General features: G+C 38.0%; 17 protein-coding genes. 12 read left to right on the top strand and 5 right to left on the bottom strand.

Translation table 11 applies throughout. From position 1 onward, the window contains the following. The first annotated feature begins 888 nt into the window (after positions 1–888). From B0I10_RS09820 to B0I10_RS09810, 3 genes are read left to right on the top strand one after another with little or no spacing between them, the layout of a single operon-like run. Positions 889–1500, top strand: coding sequence for a hypothetical protein (locus B0I10_RS09820; RefSeq protein WP_112086327.1), 612 nt, complete (start codon positions 889–891; stop codon positions 1498–1500). 14 nt (positions 1501–1514) lie between these two features. Beyond that, the gene (locus B0I10_RS09815) at positions 1515–2678 is read left to right on the top strand and encodes a hypothetical protein (RefSeq protein WP_146740337.1); all 1164 of its coding nucleotides are present in this window, start codon (positions 1515–1517) and stop codon (positions 2676–2678) included. Beyond that, positions 2657–4177 (top strand): OmpA family protein, encoded by a 1521-nt coding sequence (locus B0I10_RS09810; protein WP_112086325.1) that lies wholly within the window; start codon positions 2657–2659, stop codon positions 4175–4177. The genes B0I10_RS09815 and B0I10_RS09810 overlap by 22 nt, the downstream gene beginning before the upstream one ends. Before the next feature lies 1 nt (position 4178). On the opposite strand, the gene B0I10_RS09805 is transcribed toward B0I10_RS09810, so the two are convergent. The 3 genes from B0I10_RS09805 to B0I10_RS09795 all read right to left on the bottom strand — a co-directional run bounded on the left by B0I10_RS09805 (position 4179) and on the right by B0I10_RS09795 (position 5904). Beyond that, the gene (locus B0I10_RS09805; protein WP_112086324.1) at positions 4179–5135 is read right to left on the bottom strand and encodes a hypothetical protein; all 957 of its coding nucleotides are present in this window, start codon (positions 5133–5135) and stop codon (positions 4179–4181) included. A 75-nt stretch (positions 5136–5210) separates the two neighbouring features. Next, positions 5211–5555 carry a DoxX family protein gene (locus tag B0I10_RS15910; RefSeq protein WP_112086323.1) on the bottom strand — a complete coding sequence of 115 codons (345 nt, stop codon included), beginning with the start codon at positions 5553–5555 and terminating at the stop codon, positions 5211–5213. A gap of 1 nt (position 5556) precedes the next feature. Beyond that, positions 5557–5904 carry a DoxX family protein gene (locus tag B0I10_RS09795; protein ID WP_245942973.1) on the bottom strand — a complete coding sequence of 116 codons (348 nt, stop codon included), beginning with the start codon at positions 5902–5904 and terminating at the stop codon, positions 5557–5559. A 1285-nt stretch (positions 5905–7189) separates the two neighbouring features. On the opposite strand from B0I10_RS09795, the gene B0I10_RS09790 reads away from it, so the two are divergent. From B0I10_RS09790 to B0I10_RS09780, 3 genes are read left to right on the top strand one after another with little or no spacing between them, the layout of a single operon-like run. Further along, on the top strand, positions 7190–8272 hold the full coding sequence (locus tag B0I10_RS09790; protein ID WP_112086322.1) for an efflux RND transporter periplasmic adaptor subunit: 1083 nt from the start codon (positions 7190–7192) through the stop codon (positions 8270–8272). Further along, positions 8269–9531, top strand: a complete 1263-nt coding sequence (locus B0I10_RS09785; RefSeq protein ID WP_112086321.1) for an ABC transporter permease — start codon at positions 8269–8271, stop codon at positions 9529–9531. The genes B0I10_RS09790 and B0I10_RS09785 overlap by 4 nt, the downstream gene beginning before the upstream one ends. Before the next feature lies 1 nt (position 9532). Further along, a complete protein-coding gene (locus B0I10_RS09780; protein WP_112086320.1) occupies positions 9533–10207 on the top strand; it encodes an ABC transporter ATP-binding protein in 675 nt (224 codons plus the stop codon). A 328-nt stretch (positions 10208–10535) separates the two neighbouring features. Here the strand turns inward: B0I10_RS09780 and B0I10_RS09775 are convergent, their stop codons facing one another. Then, a complete protein-coding gene (locus tag B0I10_RS09775) occupies positions 10536–12035 on the bottom strand; it encodes a hypothetical protein (RefSeq protein WP_146740336.1) in 1500 nt (499 codons plus the stop codon). Between the two features lie 481 nt (positions 12036–12516). Between B0I10_RS09775 and B0I10_RS09770 the strand changes: the two genes are divergently transcribed. The 6 genes from B0I10_RS09770 to B0I10_RS09745 all read left to right on the top strand — a co-directional run bounded on the left by B0I10_RS09770 (position 12517) and on the right by B0I10_RS09745 (position 18545). Next, positions 12517–13347: a PstS family phosphate ABC transporter substrate-binding protein gene (locus tag B0I10_RS09770; RefSeq protein ID WP_112086318.1), complete on the top strand. Its 831-nt coding sequence runs from the start codon at positions 12517–12519 to the stop codon at positions 13345–13347. A 2-nt stretch (positions 13348–13349) separates the two neighbouring features. Continuing rightward, positions 13350–14228, top strand: coding sequence for a phosphate ABC transporter permease subunit PstC (pstC, locus tag B0I10_RS09765; protein WP_112086317.1), 879 nt, complete (start codon positions 13350–13352; stop codon positions 14226–14228). Between the two features lie 5 nt (positions 14229–14233). Beyond that, on the top strand, positions 14234–15076 hold the full coding sequence (pstA, locus tag B0I10_RS09760) for a phosphate ABC transporter permease PstA (RefSeq protein ID WP_112086316.1): 843 nt from the start codon (positions 14234–14236) through the stop codon (positions 15074–15076). 2 nt (positions 15077–15078) lie between these two features. After that, positions 15079–15834: a phosphate ABC transporter ATP-binding protein PstB gene (pstB, locus tag B0I10_RS09755; protein ID WP_112086315.1), complete on the top strand. Its 756-nt coding sequence runs from the start codon at positions 15079–15081 to the stop codon at positions 15832–15834. Positions 15835–15987: 153 nt separating this feature from the next. Continuing rightward, positions 15988–17370: a DUF1800 domain-containing protein gene (locus B0I10_RS09750; protein ID WP_112086314.1), complete on the top strand. Its 1383-nt coding sequence runs from the start codon at positions 15988–15990 to the stop codon at positions 17368–17370. Positions 17371–17375: 5 nt separating this feature from the next. Further along, positions 17376–18545 carry a DUF1501 domain-containing protein gene (locus B0I10_RS09745; RefSeq protein WP_112086338.1) on the top strand — a complete coding sequence of 390 codons (1170 nt, stop codon included), beginning with the start codon at positions 17376–17378 and terminating at the stop codon, positions 18543–18545. A gap of 64 nt (positions 18546–18609) precedes the next feature. On the opposite strand, the gene B0I10_RS09740 is transcribed toward B0I10_RS09745, so the two are convergent. Beyond that, the gene (locus B0I10_RS09740; protein ID WP_112086313.1) at positions 18610–20142 is read right to left on the bottom strand and encodes a pyruvate kinase; all 1533 of its coding nucleotides are present in this window, start codon (positions 20140–20142) and stop codon (positions 18610–18612) included. Positions 20143–20263: the final 121 nt, after the last annotated feature.

The raw sequence follows: 20263 nt of genomic DNA, 5'->3' as shown, positions 1-20263 counted from the left end.
ACAAATCATTCTCCGATATTCTTCAGAAAATAAATGTCTAGTTTGTGTTGTAAATAGTTTTTGATTTGATTTCATAAGTTACACTTTTGTGTAAACCTATTTTAGGACAAGACAATCAGCGTGTATTTCAGTAGTGATTTTCATTTATTTGTAAGCTTTCATTTGTTTTGAGTACGGTTTTTTTCCACCCGCCGCGGCGGGTCGGGGAAAGAAAAAAACAAGACAGCTTTTCCTCCTGATTTTGTTGCCCCGGCCTGCCTAGGCAGGAGCAAAATCAGCGTGTATTTCAGTAGTGATTTTCATTTAATTGTAAGCGTTCATTTGTTTTGAGCATGGTTTTTTTTCGCCCGCAGCGGCGGGTTGGGGAGAGAAAAAAACAAAACAATTTTCTCTCCTGATTTTGTTTGATTCACTCAGAAAGAAAAGTAGTGGAGTCCTTTATTTTGCTGGTCTCAATCCGTCCTTTTGTGTGAATCATGTAATAAAAACGGAAAAACATGTAACTCCAACGGGCACTAATAGGAGTACTTTTACGGTGTAAAAAAGGTTAGAAAGTTTTGTTACCTACAAAAACACCGATTTAGAGCTGAGCGAACGTGATTCCTGCGAGCCAAGATCGTTTCATGCCTCTTCGGGGGCAAAAATTGACCACGGTACTTTCAATTCGCGGTCTATGCATTTCTACTTTGTTTTTTTGGTCAATTCTGACCGTATTGAGAGACTACTTTCTCTTTGGTTGATTCGCTTGTAGTAGCAGACTCATTTTGTAATGAACAGATGAAATTTTATCGTCCCATTGCGTCGTATTGTTTGGAGTACTAAATGGTTTATCGCCGGTTATAGGTGTACAATACGCAAAAATAATAATATTATTTAAAATTATATCCCATGGATTTAAACAAAAAAAATGAACAACAAGAACGGCCATTGCAGCCCAATGATGCAGAACCTGTGAAAGAGACCGCTGGAAATCAAGTTGTAAACCTAATGAAGAACAACAAGCTCTCCTTATTTTTAGTAGTTTGTTCAGCAGTAGTTTTCATAGGGTTAACCCTTCAAAACAGCTCGGAGCGAAAACAATTTGAGCAAGAAAAATCAGCATTGGTGACTGCTCATGCACGCCAAATCGATAGCTTACGTATTGAACAAATCACCTTTGCCACGGAAGTTTTTTCATGGTCGGTGCGTAGTGAGTTATTGCGAAACAATACAGAGAATTTGAATCAATTGCTTACCGTTTTTGTGCAACAATCCGGGGCAAACTTGGTCCAAGTCATTACTACTACTGACAAAGTAATACTGCTTTCCTCTGATAAAAAGTTTGAAGGGACATCGGTTGAGGATACTACCTTACTTGGTTTGTCTAAAACGACAGTGCAACGCGAAGCCAACACTGTGACCATCATGAGTCCGATTATGGGATTTAATGATAAGTTGGGTGTGCTCTTGGTGACTTTGGAAACTAATCAGGCTATTGCTAAAGCAAACAAAAACACATAATAAAGAAAAATAAAATGAAAAAAATTACATTACTTACCGCCTTGTTCCTGCTTCATTTGACGGCATTTGCTCAAGAGCGTGTGGTACGCATCGACTTTGAATCGGGAAGTTTTTTAAACAATCCGCAAATTCCTTATGATGAACCTTTTAGTATTGTTGGTGAAGCCGGCAACGAGATTGAGTTTGTGAAGGTGAACATCGCCTATGAAGGAAAAAAATACAGTTTACATTCGTATGAGTGGAACAGGATTGAAAAAAATGACTCAGAGAAATTCAATATCGTGGTCCCCGCCGTATTGCGATCGAATACAAAATATGATTTTGAAATTATAACCTACACGCTATTATCGCAAGCTCAAAAACAAGAGTTACTGCAAAATGTGGAGAATCGCGTTCGTTTTTTATTGGAAAGCAACCTGTACTACGATGGCAAAAATGTGCAAGTGAATAAACCCAAAAAAGTGTATGAGCAGTTGCAGCAGTTGGTGAAGCAGTCGTTGTATTACCACGAATCAAAAAACTTGATCCCGGTTCAAGCTCCATCATCATTGGTTTTACAGGAACTAAATAACCAGGGGGATTTTAAATTCAGTCGGTTCTTTAAAAAAGGCACCCGTGTTGAAAAAGATGAAATTGCCAACGGTTTAATCACCGAAAAAATAGATCATTTAGTTGGTTTGGTGTTGTCGGAACTGGCCCCTTTTATAAATAGTGAAGTGGTACAACATTACAGAAAAGTAACGGTGAAATCGGTAAAAACGGACAGAGAACCTTTTTCGTTGCCGGTGAATTTTGGAATGTACGCGTGGGATAAATCGGTTAACGTGAACGAAACTTCGGTGAATAACGTTGATTTTACACCCGGAGTTGGTTTAACCATTCCGTTTAGTAGTAGAAGTCGATTGGCATCGCAATCACGCTTATTAGATTCTTTTGGTTTTTCTGCCGGAATTTTATTGAAACCCGTGGTAGACAACTTGGGGAATGAATTTGTAACACCGGGTGTTAACCTGCCTGTTTATGCCGGACTAGGGTTTCGGATATTTAAGGTAGTCCGTCTTAATGCCGGAGTACTTATCTTAGGAGAAAAAGGAAATCAAGATTTTGACAAAATAACGCTAATCCCCACCGTGGGCTTGGCATTTGAACTAAACGTATGGATGGGAATAAAAAATTAATTCGACTGGGTGTTGGGCTCTTCACTGTCTTTTTGATTGGTGCTTGCACGACCCAACAACCCAACTACATCAACTTGTATGTGGATACAGTAAACAGTAAAACGGATGCCCTAGTGGCCGACTCCACCAAGCTTGTTTTAAGTAATACAACCAGCAAAGCGGTTACGGGAGAGGCCTTGGCATACAGCACGACAACAGACAGCCTTTTGCATCAAGAAGACTTGGCAACGCTTTTGGTGGTCTCCGACTTTTTAAAAGAATTACACACGCAGTTGGATAGTACTTATTTTGGTAGGCCGAATGATACCCTTTCGGGATCAACCCGGTATTCGACTTTTTTTCAACGGGACAGTATACCGTTAGAACTCGACAAGGGTATTTTGCGCAACACAACTGTAAACGCGGAAAAAGCATCCGAGGCAAAGACCAGCGAGTTTCTTGTGGGTACGTTTAACCCACACGAAGAAAATATGGCAGTTTCAAAAGAAGTACAGTCCGCCCACGATTCACTACCCGTGTTAAAGCGTCAAGAGGAAGTGAAGCCAACAACTGCCCAAAAAACGAAGACCGTTGTGGTTGATGAGGTGGTTCCCGTGGTGGCTTTGAGTCAAGTGGAACAAAAAAAGGATGTGCTACAACCACAAACAGTTATCAGTACAACTGATTCACTAGCTGTTGTGAAGCGTCAGATGGAACTGAAGCCCGCACCTCAGGTAATCAAGGAGACCGTTACAGTTGAAAAGGCAGCTCCTGTAGTCAATGTTTCAAATGAAAAGGACACCGTTGCGGCGATGCGGCAACAACTCGAAGCGCAAGATGGCACGATACAAGCCTTGGAACAGCAATTGAAAACACCACCCCAACCTACAGTGCAAACGGAGCGGATTTATGTGGATAGAATGGTTCCGGTGGTGGTATCTAAAACGACAAAAAGCGCATCCACCACTTCCGATAAGCAAGTACCGGATGAGGCAAAAACGGAAGCGGTAGTGCCTGAGCCACTGCCCCCAGTGCGTGTTCCTGTTGTTGTGGTAAGCGACACGAATGCTGCGATGGAACAACAACTGCAAGTAAAAAAAGATTCGATAGTGACATTACAAAAGCTATTGCAAGCAAAACAAAAGACAAAAACGGATACGGTCTACCAGTATAAGGAAAGTGATGAAAAAGCTACTCCGGTTATCGATACGACTACCCTGACCGCCTACTATAAGATAGGACAACGCGAGCCTAATCCCGGTTTGTTTGCTGCTTTGTTTGCTGCTGTAGCGGGAAAATCCGTAGTGAAAGTTGAAATTTCCGGATTTACCGACAGTTCAGGGAACGCTGCGATTAATAAACGGTTGACGGAGGCTCGAATCAATCATCTTTGTGCAAAATTAACGCCTTATGTGGCGGTAGAGAAACTATTTGTTCAGAATTTCGGTCAGACCTTTGCGTCGGACGATATTGTGGCGGAGGAACGGCGGGTAGAAATTAAAGTTTATACGAAAAACTAGTTTAATCCTCGAAGGGTTTGAAACCCTTCGAGGGTTCACTCCTCTTTTTGGTTTCTTCAGCGGCCAAATGCTTTTCAAATTGGTTGTGTATCACAATAACGAGAAGACCAAATACAACTGCGGCAAGGATTAATAAATTATTAATTATACCGTCCACAGAAAAGGAGATTCGGAGTAAAATGGTTGAAATAATAAATCCGGAATTTCGTATCACCTTATGAAAATCGTCGGTATGAAAAAAAGAAAATAGCAGCAAGAAGACATCGGTTATAATAAGAATAGTAAAAAACTGTTCAAAGAAAATGGTATTGATGTTTTTAAAAGATAGACCGGCTATTGCAGCGGGTTGAAAAATGCCTACGCTCCAATTAAAAAGCGAATAAACAGAGACGAACACTAATATTGGTACTAATAGAATGGCAATCCACTTTTTTATCCTGATAAATTTCGCGGTACTGTCAACGGTTTGTGGCGTGAGCGTACTTGTGACTATAATTTTTGAACGGTGAATATGAAATAAATAAATGAGGTAGAACAAGATAAGTGCTGTTATCAAATCGAAAGTAAACTGTAAATCATACTTATTATTAAACCAATTGGCGGTTAAATTTAATTCAGACAGGTCTTTGAACAAGCGTCTAAAAACGATAAGCGTAATAATTTCATATTGCTTTGAAACATAAATCGACGTTGATTTTGGTAAGTAAAAAATCAATAAATACACCTCATAGACCAATATAAAAGAAAAAGGGGTATAGATTGCTGCGATAGGATTTTTTAGCAAGTTTGATGGTTCATTGATTGGAATAATTCCAAAATTAACTAATCCGATAAGGAGTAAGTGAACAATAAAACTCACTATAGCGATTGTCAAAATTACCCGTTCGCACTTTTCTTTGGTCGTATCCGAAAGAAATTTACGGTAGAGTAGTTGAGCGATATTGTTTGAAGTCATCATGAGCGTTTTCTCAAATTTAATTGTAACCTATAACTTTTTTTCATCCACAAGGGTTTCAAACGCCTTCCTATTTCCCTACAAATAATTAATTGCCACCAAGAAAATATACAGATTCAAGAGCATAAAAAATAGGGCAGGTAAAGAAACCCAAATACTGTCTTTTAATTTTATTCTCACAAGCACACCACACAACATGAGCAGCGTAATTCCTAAAGACGCTACGATTAGAATCAGGTTATAGTGCAACCCTATTAGTAATCCTGTTGCCCCTATAAACTCAAGGATTATGGTGAGCAGTCCCAATTTTTCTAAATTAAACCGTTTGAATTCGTTTTTCATATGGGGCGATATAAAATAGGAGATTACATAAGCATAGAATGCTATGCTCGAAAATAGTACACAGAGGGTAAGTAGCGTCATTTTAGAAGGATTGCGTTGCTCCTATTGCTATGATTGCCGAAAGCATCAAAAGAATGATTGAGGGGAGATGTTTGATAAATGTGTTTTTAACCGAAAAATGAAAATACTGAGCAGCAATCATAAACAAACCCATTATGATAGCTGGAATTTGTACTAAAGAGGGATGCCAAATGCCGGCTATCAACAAGGTTGCCAGTGCCATTTTAGCGGCTCCTACAACATTGCGTGTTACGTCACTTAAGCCAAACTGCTTGAACTCTTTGACTACATTATCCAACCTAAAAACCCAGACATAGAATACGGACAGGCCGACAATAATTTGTGCTACACTTAAATAATTAATTTCCATCGCATGTTTTTTTTTAATTGTTAGTATGTTTTTCGCACGGCAAGAGTTTTTTTTTTGACTTATTACCGACTTTATTATGCACTAGGTTATCTTGTTTTTCTTGCACGAATCCGCTGTCTTTGTTAGGAATCGATTTAGGATACTCGACCAATAAAAAACAGAATAAATCAACTAAAGTATAACTGAACTAAATAGGAATCGACCCGTGCGTGTTTATTTTTTGGTTATTTTATTGGTTCCTTTCGCTTCAAGCTTTTCAAAATACGTCCCGTTTTTTTAAACGGGTTCGGGTCTTTACTTTGTGTTTTTTAATCTTAGGAAAGAAAAATAACAGTCTAAAGATACAATTTATTCCCGAATAACAACTGTTGTGTTTGTTTCACTTGACTCTACCGTTTTACGGTTGTATATGTCGAGCAGAACTATTTTAGCCAATTCAAGGTGAACAGCAGTTTTTCAGTCGGTTTACGTTCTACTGCCGCCGTAGATGCTAAAATACCAAAAATAAGTCGCGACTCCTTTTGTCAAGAGTCATCGTTTTGCAAACAAGTTGGCGGAGGAGGGTTAAAAATCAAGTAGCAAGGTGTTTTTTGCAGCAAAGTCTGAGCGATAGTTTTCCTAATCTCGGTTTGTTTGTTGCTTTTTTTGTTGTTGTAGGGGGAAAACCCATAATGAAAGTTGAAATTTCCGGATTTATCGACCGTTCGGGGAACGCTGCGATTAATGAACGGTTGACCGAGGCTTGAATTAATCACCTCAATGCGAAACTAAAGTCCTAGGTAGCGGTAGACAAACTATTTGTTCAGAATTTCGGTCAGACCTTCACTTCGAAGGATATTGTGGAGCAGGAGCGAAGGGTGGAGGCAAAAGTGTATAGTAAGCACTAATTCTTTGTTGTATTGCACAGTTTTTTCTTCTGATATTGTTACCCCGACCTACCTAGGTAGGAGCAAAATCAGAATGTATTTCAGTAGTGAATATCATTTATTTGTCTGTATTCATTTGTTTTGCAACACCTTTTTTTCACCCTTCAGGCTTAGGCAAACAAAATCAGTAGCCTACCACCGACCCCCTTTTTTTTACTTCGGTCTTTTTTTTATTGTGGTACGGAGGTTTAGTTATAGACCTAAAAATAGGTAGGAACTGTTAATTTATAACTATGCGAATTTGCAATCTTTCGAACGAATGAAAACAATTGGGTTCTCATTCTCTTTTTATATGACTTTAATCATTTTATTGTTTTTTTAATCTGCCTACCTTTATGGTTTATTTAATGTAAATCGCCATGCAAAAATTAATGCTATTTCTTTTATTCAGTCTGTTTGTGTCTTCTTGTAAACAAGCGGAACACATCACGCCCCAGCGCATTAACATGACCGAATCGATTTACAGTTCGGTTATCATACAACCGGATAGTTTGTATCAGGTATATGCCATTATATCGGGCATTCTAGAAAAAACCTTTGTGGAAGAAGGTCAATTAGTGACTAAAAACCAAGCCTTGTTTAAGGTAACCAACACGGCACCTGAATTGAATGTACAAAATGCAAAACTTGCCTTAGACTTAGCTACTGATAATTATAGTGGCGGTGTTACCGTACTCCAAAGTATTGAGGACGAAATCAATGCCGCCCTTTTGAACTATAAGAATGATTCTATTAATTTTTTCAGACAAAAGAATTTGTGGGACCAAAGAATAGGGTCAAAAATAGAATACGACACCAAAAAACTGAACTACGACTTATCCAAAAACAATTTGACTACGCTGCAAAGTAAATTAAACCGTACTAAGAATGAATTATACATCAACGTGAAGCAAGCTAAGAATAATTATACTACCACCTTAGTAGCGACTAAAGATTATACGATAAAAAGCAGTATCACAGGAAAAGTTTATGCCATCAATAAAAGCTTAGGCGAACTAATTAATACGGCAACACCCATCGCTACCCTCGGAAGTGCCAATCAGTTTGTTATAGAAATGCTGGTGGATGAGGTAGATATTGTAAAAGTCATTATTGGTCAGCAGGTAATCATCAGTTTAGATGCCTACAAAGGAGAAGTGTTTACGGCCAAAGTGACAAAAATATTACCCAAAAAAGATGAACGTAACCAAACCTTTATGGTTGAAGCCCTCTTTGAAACCCCACCCAACGTTTTGTATCCCGGACTTTCAGGGGAGGCAAATATAGTTATTGGGAAACGAGACAACGTATTAACGATTCCCTTAGCGTATTTACTGGATGATAATCAAGTAAAAACAGACGCTGGCTTAGTGACTATTAAAACAGGCATGCGAAACATGGAGTACATTGAAGTGCTATCCGGGATTACGGAAAAAACACTACTTTATAAAACAGAAGAATGATTAACTGGCCCGTTATTTTAACGATTGCAAAAACACATTTAGTGACGAAGATTAAACAGACTTCGGTTGCGGCTCTTGGCGTAACGTTTGGTATTGGGGCCTACATCACGCTTGTCAGTTTCATGACCGGATTAAATACGATGTTAGACAATTTGATGATGAACCAAACCCCTCATATACATATCTATAATGAGATAGAACCTACTAAAGAACAACCCATCGCCTTATACGATCAACTCGCTAACAGTACTCCTATTATTCATTCTATTAAACCCAAATTAAGTCAGAAGAAAATCCACAATGCTTTGCCTTTACTAAACTATTTGAATGAAGATGTACATGTAAAAGGTGCTGTTCCGCAAATTAAAGCCCAAATCTTTTACATCGCCGGCTCTATTGAGATTGCAGGAAACTTAACAGGGATTCATGCTCTAGAAGAGGCTAAATTGTTTCATTTAAAAGATTATATCATAGAAGGTTCGGCAGAAGCGTTAAACAATAACGAAAACGGAATTCTGTTGGGTGTGGGTGTTGCCAAAAAGATGTCGGTTCATGTTGGCGACAGAATACAAATCAGCACGATTAAGGGAGATGTCTTTCCGTTACGGATTGTAGGTCTCTATCAAAGCGGTATTTCTGATTTAGATGCCATTCAAAGTTTTTCGAATCTTAAAACAGTACAACGCATTTTAGGGGAAGCGGCTAACTATATTACGGATATCAATGTAAAGTTGAATGATGTTGAATTGGCTTTTCCAATGGCTAAGAAAATAGAACATCAGTTTGAACTCAAAGCCATCGACTTCAACACCGCAAATGCTCAGTTTGAAACAGGAACTACGGTTAGGAATTTAATTACCTATGCGGTTTCCATTACTTTGTTAATCGTAGCGGGTTTTGGCATCTACAACATCTTGAACATGCTGATTTATGAAAAGATGAATGACATTGCCATCTTAAAAGCAATCGGCTTTTCAGGAAAAGATGTGCAAATGATATTTATGAGTCAGGCCATGATTATTGGTTTTGTGGGAGGTGTTTTAGGCTTGCTGCTAGGATTTGGGTTATCGCATTTCATCAGCACCATTCCGTTTGAAACAGAAGCGTTGCCTACGGTTAAAACCTATCCCATTAATTTCAATCCCTGGTTTTATGGAATTGGAATAGTATTCGCATTAGTATCAACCTTTTTTGCAGGCTATTTACCAGCTCAAAAGGCGAAGAAAATAGATCCCGTAAAAATCATAAGAGGACAATAAAATGAGCATCGTTTTAGAAGCACAAAACATTAATAAGTATTTTGAAAAGCCCACCCGTTTTCAGGTTTTAAAAGACATTAACTTTACAATTGAAAAAGGAGAGTTTGTTTCTATCATGGGTAAATCGGGTTGTGGTAAATCTACCTTACTCTATATTCTATCTACCATGGATACCGAATATGAAGGCCGTTTGTTGTTAAACAACGAAGTCATCAGTGGTCAATCCGGTGAAAAGTTATCTTACATTAGAAACAAGCACATTGGTTTTGTCTTTCAGTTTCATTATCTGTTAGCCGACTTTACAGTGCTCGAAAACATCATGCTTCCCGCCAAAAAACTGGGCGAAAAAACATTGGAAGCAATAGAAAAAGACGCTTATGATAAACTTAAGCTTTTAAAAATTGACCATTTAGCACTCAAGAAAGCCTCGCAAGTTTCCGGTGGTGAAAAGCAGCGTGTGGCGATCGCGAGAGCATTAATCAACAATCCTTCCATCATCATGGGTGACGAACCTACAGGAAATCTGGATAGCAATAATGCCGATAATGTTTTTACCATCTTTAGAGAATTATGTGACAAACAACATCTGTCTCTACTTATAGTAACACATGATGAAGATTTTGCCAAACGCACGGATCGTATTATTCTAATGGAGGATGGTACTATAAAAAAATAGCGTTAGGCCTAATCCGGACCACTGATTCAAATCCCGTACTGTATTTAGTATTTCCACTAGGTCATTTTGAGTTTGTTTTTATCCTAGTAGTTCAAGTCAATAGTATTCATCTGTTTTGTGCACGGTTTTTTTTTCCACCCGCGGCGGCGGGTGGGGGAAAGAAAAAGACAAACGTTAAACTTCATTTAGTTGTAACCATTCATTTGTTTCGTAGCACCGTTTTTTTGCGCCCGCCGCGGCGGGTTGTGGAATGGAGGACTTCGCGGAGCGTGGTGCGTGTTTTTTTTTAACCCTCGAAGGGTTTAAAACCCTTCGAGGGTTTGGGTAACTATTCCAAGATCATGAATTGTTTTTTTCGCACCCCGTCACTCATCATAATAAAAATGTTGTTATTAAATGTACCAAAGAAAGGCACATAAAAGTTATTTCCTTTATTGTCTTGAATTTTATTGTATTCTACCTCTCCATTCACGGAATAGGTAAAATCATACAATGCACTTGATTCAAACCAACCTTTTGAAACCTTAGTTCTGCCGTCTTGTTTCTCCGTTAAATTTTTACCTGAATTTAAAAGTACGTGCAGTTTATCATCTTTTAAAAAGGCGTTGTACGACGGTGAATTTGCTCTTTTAAAAATACTTCTTCCCCAGTTTATTGCTCCCGTTTTATCAAATTTTAGAATTAAAATGTCATCATAATGGTAGTTGTCTGTCCAATAGCCGCCACCATTCATTCCGGTCGCTACATACGTTTGGGTAATAAAGAACTCTTCTGCAAGCAAGAACGTATTTCCGTTGTCGTCTCTAATGATATAATCTACGTAAAACGATCTGAGTTCTTTTTTCTTTTTGTCGTTTCGTTCTGCTTTGGCATCGCCGTATAAATCGTCGTATACATCTTTTGGTAAAACAGAATTCTTTGTTGAAATCACCGAAAAAGTAGCGGTATTTATCTCAAAGTTACAACCCCCTTTTATGTTTCCTGCTCTTTCGTTGGAATAAAAACCAACTAAATTTAACTTGTTTTCATAGTAATTAATCGCAAGCGAAGAGATGAGCAGTTCTTTTTCCAAGCTTATTTTTAGACTTTCGTAGGTGTCTTTGGAAAGTTTATTGAGCACAAATTCATAATTGGCATTGCCTTCTTTTTTCTGTGATTTTCCACTAAAAAATAACTTGCCCAAAGGATAAACAGTAGCATTGTTATCAATAAACAAATCGTTAGGTTCAAAATAATTATCGGCATCTTCTTGGTATGATTTTTCAAAAACCAAACGCAATGTCTCTGAATCAAAAACATGCACTTTATACGAATTTAAATTCTTTTTAATATTGTCTGTGGCAATGGCAATGTATTTTCCGTTGGGAGAAATTGCGACATTGGTTCCTCGTTTGTTTCTGCCGGTAAACAATCCGCCTTTTTCCACATCGGCTTTAAAAAGTTCTTTTTTACTGTGGGTTTTGTTTTCGATGTTAAAGGTGTTGCAGTACACAATTCGTTCCCTTTTACTGGGTGATAACACCGTAATGTATTTTATTTCGTCGCCATAACTAACGTAACCGTCAAAACTTTCTTTTTTATTGCTCTCCACTACTTTTGAAAAAATCTTGGTCAATTGTTTGTCAAAAACATCCACCAGAAAGTCGTTCTTATTGGCCCTTAGCAAGCCGGTTTTGCCGCTGCTGGTCGTGTGCATCGCTAACACACTCATGTCTACGGAAATTTCATCTTTAAAAACGGCACTTTCCGTAACTTTCAACTGTGAGTTTCCTTGCGCATTTAGCAAAGAGAATGATAACAACAGGGTAAAACAAATGATTTTTTTCATGATTTAATTGAACTAGTTTTTACTCATTAATTTTTGATGCATTACAATAAAAAAAGAAAAGGGGTTTTTCTACCGATGACTGGTAGAAATTTGTTTTTTGGAATTTCAAATATAAAAATTTTCGTGCAATCTCATTCATTGATTTTAATTTGGGGATAAAAATATTTTCCGCTCAGAAAATTCTCGGTTGTCAAGTGTACTATCTTTTTAGATTCTACCGTAATTTCGTCGGTTGCGAAGCTGCTTGGCTTTTTTTGGCAATAACCAGGAGACGATTGCCTTACTATGAATGGAGCAAGGGGGTATTATAAAACCAGATTTTATTCAATTGTTAGGCTAGAATTTTTGGTGGTATTGTTTTTCAACCCTGCAAGTTGGGAGAAGTAAAAACAATTTAATGTAACCAAAACATAACCTAAAACACACAATAAAATAACGTAGAAAAGTAAATCAAACTTCACAGAGAAGCGTATTTTTGAGTATGAAATCTTTTCTTTTTTTAGTACTTTTTTTCTTACTGTCGTCTTGTTATAACGACAACCATACCATTAAAATTAAAGGTTCTGATACAGAGGTAAATCTTGCTGTTTTGCTTGCGGAACGCTATCATCTTGAAAACACATCGCTTTTGGTTTCTGTTTCCGGTGGCGGGTCCGGTTTGGGAATCGCCTCATTGTTGAACGGAAATGCCGATATAGCTAATTCTTCCAGGAGTATTAAATATGCTGAAAGAGCTCTTTTTGAGCGTAAAAAAATAGCAATCGATTCTTTTGTGTTTGCACAAGATGCCATTGCCTTTGTTGTTTCGGACAAGTTACCAATTGATTCGATCAGCACGAAAACAATCACCAATATTTTGAACGGCAATCATCAGAATTGGTCGTCCATCATTCCGCTCAATCAACCGATTACGATTTATGGACGACAAAGTAATTCGGGCACACATGATTATGTGAAGTCCATTTTGGGCATACAATTTTCTCCTCACGCAATGCAAATGAATGGCAATGCCCAAATTATCGAAGCCCTAAAGGTTGATAACTCAGGATTTGGGTATGTGAGTGCCGGGTATGTGTTAAATGGCAACGCAGCGGGTTTAAAAATCTTACCCGTTTTTCATGAAGACGGTAATGCTTTTTCGCCCTTGGATGTGGATGCCATTGCTTCGGGACACTATTTTTTTCAACGTCCTTTGTATCAATACTACCGAAAAAAGGATTACCAAAAGATTAAGCCATTTTTGGATTTTGAAAAATCAGAAACCGGGGCAAAAATCATCCAACAATCCGGGTATTACCCCTTGAATAAATAACCATGGATGCCAGTAGAAGAGAACAAATAGACCGATTGAACAAATTCCTTTTTAAAAGCACAGGGTTATTAACAATCACTTTATTAGGAGGCATTTTTCTGATGCTTTTTTCCAATAGTGTCTTGTTTTTTTTAGATGTTTCACCGGTTGATTTCTTCACCGGTTCGCAATGGGATCCCGATACAAAATATAGCTTTCTACCGTTATTGGTCAGTACATTTTTAGTGGCAGTAGGCTCGATGATTATTGCTGTTCCATTGGGCATTTTTACTGCCGCTTATTTATCAGAATTGGCCCCCAGAAAAGTGCAAATGATTTTGAAACCCATTATTGAAATGTTAGCAGCCATACCCTCAGTAGCCATCGGTTTTTTGGGTATTGTTTTGGTAGGGCCCGGATTGGCTTCGATTTTTGGTATTCAAAACGGACTAAATGCACTTAATGGAGCCATTCTTTTAGCGGTCATGGCTCTTCCCACCATTGTTACAATTAGTGAGGATGCCATTAATGCAGTGCCCAAATCGCATCGGGAAGCCTCACTTGCTTTAGGGGCTAATCAATGGGAGACATTGTTTAGGGTCACAATTCCTGCCGCTTCTCCCGGATTAATTGCTGCCGTTATGTTGGGTTTGGGAAGAGCGTTGGGCGAAACCATGACCGTACTGATGGCCACCGGAAATGCTGCCGCCATTCCGGAAGGATTTTTAGATTCAGTGCGAACAATTACGGCGACCATCGCCATTGAAATGGGTGAAGTGCCTTATCAAACCACCCATTATTATGCCTTGTTTGCCATTGCAGCGTTTTTGTTTTTGATCACACTGGTGGTCAATTTTACCGGGGAATATTTTGCTAATCGCTTGCGTAAATTTCATTCGTAGCACTTATGAAAAAGTTACTTAATACAGTCAATTGGTTGGTGCTTTGCGGCAGCACATTGCTGGTTGTTTTGATATTGGGGGTTATTTTATGGGATATTTTTTCAAAAGGGTTTTCCAGTATATCGTTGGGCTTTATCACTTCCTATCCCACGAATGGTATGACTCAGGGCGGAATATTTCCGGCTATCATTGGTACGGTACTCCTTACTTTTATTACCACTTTATTCGCGGTACCCTTTGGAGTAGCGTGTGCTGTTTACCTTAACGAATATGCAAAACCATCCCTTCTTACCAATATAATCAGAGCTTCCATTCGAAACTTAGCAGGGATACCGTCCATCATCTATGGATTATTTGGTTTAGCCTTGTTTGTTCAAGCACTGCAATTGGGAACCTCAATTTTATCCGCCGGTCTTACTTTGGGCTTGCTCTCGTTACCCTATATCATTACCACAACAGAGGAGGCTTTGAAGCGAATCCCGAACAGTCTGCGAGAGGCGACTTTAGCCTTAGGGGTTACACAATTTGAAACCATTAAAGATGTAGTGCTACCCAAAGCATTGCCGGGCATATTAACCGGTGTTATTTTAACCCTTTCGAGAGCAGCAGGAGAAACGGCACCCATCTTGTTTACCGGCGTGGCTTTTTATATCAATGGTATAAGTGCTTCTGCCAGTCAGGAATTTATGGCACTACCTTATCATTTGTATATGCTTTCTACCCAACACAACGAAATAGAACAAGTGCGGCCGCTGGCCTATGGCACTGCCACCATTTTGATACTTTTGGTTTTTACATTAAATAGCGTTGCCTTTTATGTGCGTTTTAAAAACAGAACACAGGATTAACTATGAATACGATTAAACTACGAGCAGAAAATCTCAACCTTTCTTTTGGTAAAAAGCAAATTCTAAAAAACATCAATATTGAATTTCAAGAAAACCAAGTCACCTCACTCATCGGTCCATCCGGTTGTGGAAAATCAACTTTGCTCCGCAGTTTTAATCGGATGCATGATTTGTCGCCCGATGCTAAAATTGACGGGAATTTATACTTGGATGATTTGGATTTGTATGCCAAAAAAAATTCAGTAACCGATATCCGAAAAAGGATCGGGATGGTTTTTCAAAAGCCGAACCCGTTGCCAAAAAGTATTTATGAAAATCTTTCCTATGCTTTGCATATTCACAATTATCCGAAACAAGAAATCCCCGATTTAATAGAAAAAGCGTTAAAAGAAAGTTTTCTTTGGGATGAGGTAAAAGACGAATTAAAAAAACCGGCTGTTAAGTTATCAGGCGGTCAGCAACAACGCTTGTGCATTGCCAGAACGGTTGTTTTGCGTCCGGAAGTGATCTTGATGGATGAACCTTGTTCTGCTTTGGACCCCATCAGCACAAAAAAAATAGAGGACTTAATTTTGCGGTTAAAGAAAGATTTTACAATTATTATTGTTACACACAATATGCAGCAGGCCCAACGAATATCGGATAAAGTGGCCTTTATGTATTTGGGTGAATTAATTGAATACGATACGTGTCATACTATTTTTAATAATCCAAAAAATGAACTTACCCAGCATTACATTGGCGGACATTTTGGGTAGTACCGCCCTTTCTAAGGCTAGGTTTTTTCTGTTTTAAATTTATAATTAAGTTTTTTCACTACTTCATTTGTTCTCCATTTAGCGATGGCTCTTTCCTTTACAATTAAACTTTTTTTTGTTTTTGATGTCTAATTGTTATCTCATTATTTTGCTATGGAAATTAATCATTTAAATGCTTTGCGATTAGGGTTTTCAACCTCAGAAGCGGAAGCCATCAAAACCAAAGGGATTTCCGTATACATTGCCCAACAGCTCAATGCCAAACCTATTTTGCCGATGCCTGATTTTGTTTCAGAGGGACCGAGAAGCCTGAAGGATTTTCAAGCGTTAAAAAAAATGGCGGAACAAGGCGAACGCGAAAGAGAATTGTTTATCAAAAAAACGATACAAAACAGCATTGAATGGAAGGCTTTGGTGGTGCAACGATGTTATGAATCAGCATTTCCGTTGCGAGAAAAAATTAATTTATTTTTTCAAAACCATTTTGTTTGTACGCTGCAATCTGTAAATGTGCCGTATTGGATTTTTAAGCACTATGAAACAATCCATGCGCATGCATTAGGCAATTATAAAACATTGGTGAAAGAAATGGTGTATTCGAATGCCATGATCAAGTACTTGGATAACCAACAAAACAGAAAGGACAAAATAAATGAAAATTTAGGGAGAGAATTGTTGGAATTATTTACGCTGGGTGAGGGAAATTATACTGAGAATGACATAAAAAATGCTGCATTGTCTTTGGCCGGACTTTCTTTTGGCAATGAGAAAGGGCAGTACCGTCCGTTTTTGAAAGACAATTCGCAAAAGACATTCATGGGAAAAACCGGTAATTTTACTATTGACGATGTCATTGATATTATTTTTGAACAAAAAAACACACCTTATTTGATAGCGGAAAAGGCATTGAAATGGTTTTTCTATGACAACCCCAGTAAAGAGTTAGTCGCTAAATATGGTGCTATTTTGAAAAACAACCAATTTGAATTGCAACCTTTTTTTAACCAACTTTTCACAGATGAATGTGCAAAAAGTTCGGGAGGTAATCAAATTAAAAATCCGTTGGTGTATCTCATTCAAGTATTCAAAGATCTGCAAATACAACCCAATTACAAGTTCATGGCTTTTTTTCTAAAAAATCAATCGATGGACATTTATGATCAGCCCAACGTGAAAGGCTGGAAAGGCGGACAAAATTGGCTGACATCGCAAATTTATGCCGATCGCAATCAGTTGATTGATTTTATAATTTCAGGCAATAAAAAGTATGAAAAAATACTCAACAAACGATTGGAGAAATTTAATGTGGGTACCATCAGTTTCACGCCTAATTTAACGATTCACGATAGAAAAAACGCACAGTCAATTTGTACAGCATTAACCAATCGAATGGTTTTTGAATCGAATGAAGAAATACAAGCAGCACTCAGTCAAATATTGAACTATGATTTTGATCCAACTGCTGAAAATGCAGACAAAAGCATTTTGAGCGTTTACCAATACTTAGCAAAAAGTCCTGAATTTCAATTAATCTAATGGTTATGCATCGCAGAAAATTTATTCAATTAACAGCAACCGGAACAGGCGGGATGTTGCTTTTGCCGCACTTTTTAACAGCACAGCATTTGTGGACGGCTCATCGTGCTGCTACCGAAAACGTGTTGGTTTTTATTCAATTGAATGGTGGCAACGATGGTTTGAATACCTTTATTCCTTTTGATAATCCGTTGTATTATTTTAACCGTCCAACGTTGGGAATTTCAAAAGAAAAAGTGACCAGTACCATCAACGGAATGGGATTTCATCCGGCCTTGAAGGACTTGGCTACTATTTTGCAAGAAGGACAGCTTACTGTTTTGCAGAATGTTGGATATCCGGAACCCAACCGTTCGCACTTTAGAAGTCAGGAAATCTGGCAAACGGCTTCCAGCACCAATGAGTATATAGATTATGGCTGGCTTGGTCGATTTTTAGACATTCAATGTCAAGATGAAATACTTCCGTCGCTTAACATCGATACTGTTGATAATTTAGCCTTAAAGGCAGCAAACGCAAACGGAATGACGGTTAAAGATTTAAATAGAATAAAAAATTATGCTACATCCGGCAATGAACTTATGCTCTCGGATAATCCGCAATTGGACTTTGTTAGAAAGTTACAATTTGCCTCCTTGGAAGGAATGGACGAAATTAACAAAGCACTTCAACATTCGCAACGGTTCAGTGCTTCCTATGCCAACAATCCGTTGTCGAAAAATTTAGAATGGATTGCGAAATTGATTAAAGGAAATCTAAATTCAAAGGTGTATTACACCGCCCTTAATGGCTTTGATACGCATAATAATCAGTTGCTTTCGCACCAAAAACAACTGACGATAATGAACGATGCCGTCTATTCATTTTATAAAGATTTAAAAGAAAATCATCTATTGAGCCGCGTTACCACGGTAATTTTTTCTGAATTTGGACGGCGAGTAAAAGAAAACGGTTCCGGTACCGACCATGGTACAGCCGGCCCTGTATTTATTATTGGCGGAAACAACAAAGGGAAAATAATGGGAAGCAATCCTAATTTAAGTCAATTGGACAAAGGAGATTTGATACACGAAATCGATTTTAGAAGTGTGTATGCGACGTTATTACACGACAAATTTAAGTTTGATCCAAAATTAATCAACATTCAACAGGACCCGATTCGCGGTTTGTTTTGATGTGAGTGTTGTTTGTTTGACCCACGAAATTTTTGAAATCAACAGGAACTATGAAGCACGCTCTTTAAGAATCTACCTCGTTTTTCATCAATTGATCCAATGCGTTTTTTGCGATGTTAAGTGCCCGTAATGAATTTTTTTTCTTGAAGGAATGGGCCTCCATTCGCACCAAAATATTTTTTAATAAAACAATTGCGTCATTGATGTACGGACCTTTATTGAGCATGATGCATTCTGCTTGCACACCTTGCACTACATCACTAATTTCTGCTCGCGTAGGTATTCCCGTTTTAGCAAGATTTTCCAGCACTTGTGTTGCCCATATGACCGGAATATGGGCTGCTTCGCAAATCCAAAGTATTTCATTTTGTACTTCTGAACTTCTTTCAAAGCCAATTTCCACAGCCAAATCACCTCGGGCTACCATTACCCCAATTGTGGGTCTTTTCATCCCTTCCAAAAGGATAAAAGGCAGATTTTCAAAGGCTTCTTTGTTCTCAATTTTAAAAACAACACCGATATCAGTTGCATGATTCAATTGCAATTGTTCATATAAAAAGTTTACATCTTCGGCGGTTCTCACAAATGAATACCCAACAATATCCGCATATTTGCAAACGAAGGGTAAGTTTTCAATATCGCGTTCTGTTAATGCAGGAAGGTTTAGTTTTGTATCAGGTAAGTTAATTCCTTTTTCAGAGGCTAGTTTTGACTTGTAGCATCGCGTAATTACTAACTCAACCGCTTCGTCTGTTTTTGAAATAGCGATTGATTCAATCATGCCGTCATCAAAAAATACGCGATGACCAATTTGCACATCGTCGATTATTTGTGGGAGTTGTACACCGATTTCCGCTTTTTTGCGTTGCTCATTATTTTTTCCAAATTTTGATGTTTTGCCTTTTGTATCTTTTTTGGTCAAGATAATATGTTCGCCCTCCTGAAGTGTAATGTAGCATTTGCTTTTTCCTTTCTTTTTGCGAATTTCTATGGGGGCTGTGCGCAGTTTGGGACCGGACAAGTCCATGTAAATAATAATTTCACGCTTGGTTTCGCGGTTTATTTCATGAATATACTGAACCATTTTGCTCCATATAGCACTATCGCCGTGACTTAAGTTAATACGGGCAATTTCCATACCGCTTTGCACCATTTTTTCGATAATCGATTTGTCGGTGGCTGCTTCATTCGGCAGTGTAACCATGATGTCTATAAAATGATTTTTGTTTACTGCCTTAAATAATTGAAGTGCATTTTTTTTAATGATAAGTTTACTTTTTTTGTGACCGATAATTTCAATCGCAGACTTTTCTTCAACCGGAACCCCGTGTATTAATTTTAAATTTTTAATCACGTTGTATAAGTTACTGTAAACATATCCTTCGGAAGTAGCTAGTGATGAAACACCAAAATCAGATAGACTGTCGTGGTATTTTCGCAAATCAAAACTTCTCAGTAACAAATAGCGATACAAGTTTTTTGCACTCAATCGATGCGTTGGATGGATATTAGCGATTGTTTTATCAATTTTTGACTCGTTTTCAATGATCCTTTGTAATATTTCATCTAATTCGGCAATCAATTTTTCAATAGTCATTGTGAATAAATTTAAGACTTATTAGTGTAATTTATCGGGTTGTTTTTAATGAATAAAGTTATTGTAAAATAGTTATACCAATGTTGTTTTTATGTTATTCTTTTCAGGTGAACGTAAAAAG

The sequence above is a fragment of the Flavobacterium lacus genome (assembly GCF_003268815.1).
Classification (GTDB): Bacteria; Bacteroidota; Bacteroidia; order Flavobacteriales; family Flavobacteriaceae; genus Flavobacterium; species Flavobacterium lacus.
This window is presented reverse-complemented; position numbering and strand designations above follow the sequence as displayed.